The organism is Streptomyces sp. NRRL F-525, from assembly GCF_000716605.1.
Classification (GTDB): Bacteria; Actinomycetota; Actinomycetes; order Streptomycetales; family Streptomycetaceae; genus Streptomyces.
On record NZ_JNXE01000235.1, the window covers coordinates 1 to 232 of the forward strand.

The following is a 232-nucleotide window of genomic DNA, read 5'->3' on the forward strand; positions in this document are numbered from 1 at the left end:
GGCCTTCCGGGCAGTCCTCAGCGCCGATCCGGAGCCTGCGCTCCCCAGCGTTGTCGACGCGGCCGTCGTCGGCGGCTTCCGGATCCGCCGCCGACGAGTTGCGCTCGCCACAGCCGGCGCACTGATCGTCGCAGCCTCCATGGCCGCCGTGGCCGTCAACCTGCCCTCGCTGGGCGGCGAACGCGCTCCGGTGCCCCTGGCCCCCGCCAGCACCGCCCACCCGACGCCGCAC

1 pseudogene is annotated in these 232 nt (G+C 76.3%); it reads left to right on the plus strand.

The features are described 5' to 3' along the window. Positions 1-232, plus strand: a pseudogene (locus OO69_RS48680) (RNA polymerase subunit sigma); the annotation flags it as partial.